Raw genomic sequence first — 4,244 nt, forward strand, 5'->3', positions numbered from 1 at the left:
TATAACTGAAATATTCAATTGAATCTAATAATTATATTAAATCAGAATTATAGAAATTAGTTTTCGTGACTACTCTATTAGATATGATTTTTGTAAAAACAATAAATATTTATTTACAATTTATCTTTTCTTTCTCTAAATATATTTCATTAAACCAAATTAATGTTTAATAAACCTCTTTTAGTTACATATTCTCACAATAATCATCATAAATAAATATTCTTGTCCTAAAGTATTCAAAATAATTCGTAAAATACAAATTTTAAGATAATAAAGATATTTTTTTAATAGACACCTAGTCAATTATTTAAATTAGAAACACCCCAACCCAGTAAGATCACTTCCATTAGATAAATGCATAAATGTAATTTCAGGTAAAACACCATCTGCCCCTCTAGCTGCAGTCATTTGACTTGCATCTATACTTTGGAAATCTCCAGATGTTACAGAGACACCACTTTTATTCCATGAGTTATTGCTTACATTTTTAGATGGCAAATTAGATTCTTCTATAATTGTTCCAGTAAAAGCTATATTTTTATGAACTATTTCTCTTGTTCCTGGTATATAAGTAGCATCTGTTTGACTTACACGTTCTAACATATTAAAGTTACCATGTTTATTGTTATAAGCTGTATTATTTGTCCAAGTTGCAGATTGCCCAGGTTGATGATTGGCATAGAAACCATGAGCATTATTATTTGCTGATAGACAGTACTTAACAGTATGAACAGGAACACTACTAGGTACTGTACCAGTTCCATATCCACCTATTTTAAATCCATTTGAATCACCCCCTGCAGTCATATTGTAAGCCCAGCAGTGATCAAAAGTATTTGGCCCATTTGAAGTTAAACAATCATATCCATCATCACTATTGTGCCATGAACGACAATATTGAAATGTAACTCCATCTCCATGTGCACCAAAACCATCTGTATTTCCAATTGAAGTACTAGTTGGTCCTATATTATTGTAAGCGTCACATTTAATACAAGATCCAGTTCCATGATTAACAAAATAGAAACCATTAGCTTCATTATCATGTGCAGATACTTGATTAAATGTTGCATTTCCTTCTATTCTAAAGCATTCAGATTGTTTTTGACTTCCAACTTTTACTCCAGTTACATCAATTGCTAGAAATGTGACATTTGATGTGCCTTTTGCTATATGAAATGCTGCAACACGTTTATCAGTAGGTACATTTGAAAAATCAAAAACAGGTCTACTTTTAGATGAAAATGCTCTATAAGTAATTCCACTTTTATTAATTTCATGTACATAATTATAGTTTGCATCTGTAGCTGCAATATTGAAATTTTTATAAGTCCCCCCTAGTATGTAAACGATATCGCCAGATGTTGCAGAAGATTGTGCTTTTGAAAGACTTGCAAATGGTGCCGCTTGAGTCCCTGCATTACTATCACTACCAATTGGCGACATATAGTAATCCTTTGCATACGCATTTGTTGACGCTAAGCAGCTTATTCCAAAAACTGTAGATGCGAATAAGAGTTTTTTTACAAAATTATTCATAGATATATCCCCCAGCTTTCAAATTTTTATTATAAGAGTTTTGGTAAGTAGAAAAGAGTAACTTAATGGCCATTAATTACTTATATTAAATATTCTCATATAATACCAAATAGATAAATAGATTTATCTTTAAATAGTCAAAATATTTCGTAAAATGTGTTTTTTCTTAAAATAAGGGAAATAATACATAAACTTATTAAAACAAAGTAATAATATAATTAAATTCCTATAAATGATAAGGATGTGAAAACAATGAAAAAGTACACAGCTTTTTCTCTAATTCTATTTACTTTTTTTATAACTTATATTTTTTGGTTATTTGAAACTCCATCAAAACAAGTTTCAACTTATAGACAATATTCACAATTTATAGCTTCAATATCATTGGTAGCATTAACTTGGATAAATTACATTTCAACTAGACATAGTCTAATTGATACGCTTTTCAATGGTCTTGATAAATCTTATATATACCATAAATATATTAGTGTTATTTCAATTATACTTATTTGGATTCATACACAAACACTAAAAATTGGTGGATTTTCAGGGAAAGATCGTATGAAAGGAGCTGTTCCTCCTGAAGGATTTACTGAACCTTCAAATCCTAATTTTTTTAATTTTTTATTTTCAGGTAAACAATTAGGAAGTATAAGTATGTATTCATTTATTGCACTAGTTATATTTTTTATAATAGCTGCTAAACTTGAATACGAAAAATGGAAAATACTTCACAAACTACTTTTAATTCCATATGCCTTTGGTATTGCTCATTATTATTTAAGTTCCGATTACAATGTCTTTTCCTTTACTGCTTACAGCTTATGGATGAATATAATAAATATTTCTGGTTTATGGTTTGCTATATATAGTATTTTCATTTATGAAATGATTGCATTTAAATACAGCTATACCATAACTGATATTCGAGAAGTGGCAAAGGATACATTAGAAATAACAGGTATTTCTAAAGATAAATCTATGAAATATAAACCTGGTCAATTTGCCTTTATGAAAGTTATTAATAAAAAAGGATTATTTCCTTCTCATCCTTTTACTATGTCTCAAGCATTTAAAGATGATGAAATACAATTTACAATTAAATCTTTAGGTGACCACACAGAAAATTTAAGAAACAACTTAGTTATAGGTGATAGAATAGCAGTCTCAGGACCATTTGGAAAATTTAATTATGAAGCAGAATCCAAACATCAAGTATGGATTGCTGGAGGGATTGGTATAACTCCCTTTAGAGCTTTTTGGCAGAAAGGAATTTCAAAAGATTTTACAATTGATTTGTTTTATGCTTACAATAATCAAGAAGAAGGTGCATATATAGATGAATTAAAAAGCTTAAATCAAAATAGTAACTTTAAAATTCATCTTTATGATAGTTCAATAAGTGGATTTTTATCCGCAGAAGAAATAGAAAAATATTTAAATAGGAATGATGAATATGATTTTTATTTTTGTGGTCCAACTGTTATGAGAAAAAAAATAGAAAAAGGATTAGATAAATCTATATTTAAAATTAAGGAATTTCACTATGAATATTTTTAGTTTAAATAAAAATAGTACTGGAAGTCAAAACTTCCAGCGCTTTTTAAAATAAGTTTGTAGTGCATACAAGCCATTTGTGATTTTCCTTTTTAAAATATATTGTTTTTACCTTACTAACAGTTCTACTTCCATTATAATATGTTGATGTATAATTTTCTGTAAACATAAAACATATTGAAGCATGTGCATTATCATCTATAGCTGTATTTTGTAAAACTATATCATCTTTCATATTAATACTTTTCCCTGTTGAATTATACAAATTTTCTTGAGCTCTAACTTTTTCAATTATGTCACTGTTACTAATTATGAGATCTGTCATGTCAGTTTTATTATAATAAGCCTCTAAAAATTTTTTAGTTTGATTTGTTAATTCTTCTGTAAGTTCCTTCTTTTGTTTGAAATTTAAACTCACTTTGCTTATTTGATATCCCGCTTGTACATCATTTTTAACTATATCTTCAGTACTATCTAACTTAAAAGTTATATTGCACTTACCTTTAAACATACCACCTATTTTATATGTTTCAGATTCCGGTTCATATTTGATGGAAAACTCCACAGGAACATGACTTGTATCAATAGATGTCTCAATAATCCCATTAACCTTTTTGTCATTTACAAAAATCTCTGTCCCCTTTGGTACAGTAAAATTCCAATCCTTAATTGCTAAATTTTTTGCATTAATTTTATAATCTTTTAATATGGGATTCTTACTTCCTTTTGGTGAAACTTCTGCAATATAAGTAAATCCATTAACTTGTATTTCATATGTAGTGTCATTTATTTCTATCTTTTCATCTTTGTTATCTCTTTTACTATATTCCTTTATGCTGTATCCACTAAAATCTACATCTTTAAGTGATTTTTCAAACATTTCTTCACTCATAAAATCATTATCAGTATTATAAAGCATTTTATAGGCATTCTCATAATCCTTATTAACTAAATAGTTGCAATATTGTTCTAGTATAATTCTAGTATTATACTTACTGTATAAAAACTTATAAATACTAAATAAGCCTACAACAATTATTATTATAATCAAAATTTGAATATTCTTTTTATCTTTCAATACATTCTTCTTTGTTTCTATTCCTTCTTCTAATAACTCTTCTTTGGGAACTAAATCCGTTGTTTCTCCA

At 27.6% G+C, this 4,244-nt stretch carries 3 protein-coding genes; 1 reads left to right on the plus strand and 2 read right to left on the minus strand.

What is annotated here, in order from left to right; all coding sequences use genetic code 11:
* Window positions 1-312: 312 nt before the first annotated feature.
* On the minus strand, window positions 313-1,539 hold the full coding sequence (locus tag NNC19_RS23175) for a right-handed parallel beta-helix repeat-containing protein (protein ID WP_310941058.1): 1,227 nt from the start codon (window positions 1,537-1,539) through the stop codon (window positions 313-315).
* 252 nt (window positions 1,540-1,791) lie between these two features.
* Here NNC19_RS23175 and NNC19_RS23180 point away from each other — a divergent pair, with 252 nt between their 5' ends.
* A complete protein-coding gene (locus NNC19_RS23180; RefSeq protein WP_310941059.1) occupies window positions 1,792-3,099 on the plus strand; it encodes a ferric reductase-like transmembrane domain-containing protein in 1,308 nt (435 codons plus the stop codon).
* Between the two features lie 43 nt (window positions 3,100-3,142).
* On the opposite strand, the gene NNC19_RS23185 is transcribed toward NNC19_RS23180, so the two are convergent.
* Window positions 3,143-4,244, minus strand: a 1,102-nt coding sequence (locus tag NNC19_RS23185; RefSeq protein WP_310941060.1) for a hypothetical protein, incomplete at its 5' end; no start/stop codon positions are given.

The organism is Clostridium sp. SHJSY1 (assembly GCF_031626875.1).
In the GTDB taxonomy this organism is placed as follows: domain Bacteria; phylum Bacillota; class Clostridia; order Clostridiales; family Clostridiaceae; genus Clostridium.

What these genes read in the sequence shown, in the direction of transcription:
- NNC19_RS23180 (WP_310941059.1), top strand. Translation starts at nt 1,792, where the DNA reads ATGAAAAAGTACACAGCTTTTTCTCTAATTCTATTTACTTTTTTTATA.
- NNC19_RS23175 (WP_310941058.1), bottom strand. Translation starts at nt 1,539, where the DNA reads ATGAATAATTTTGTAAAAAAACTCTTATTCGCATCTACAGTTTTTGGA.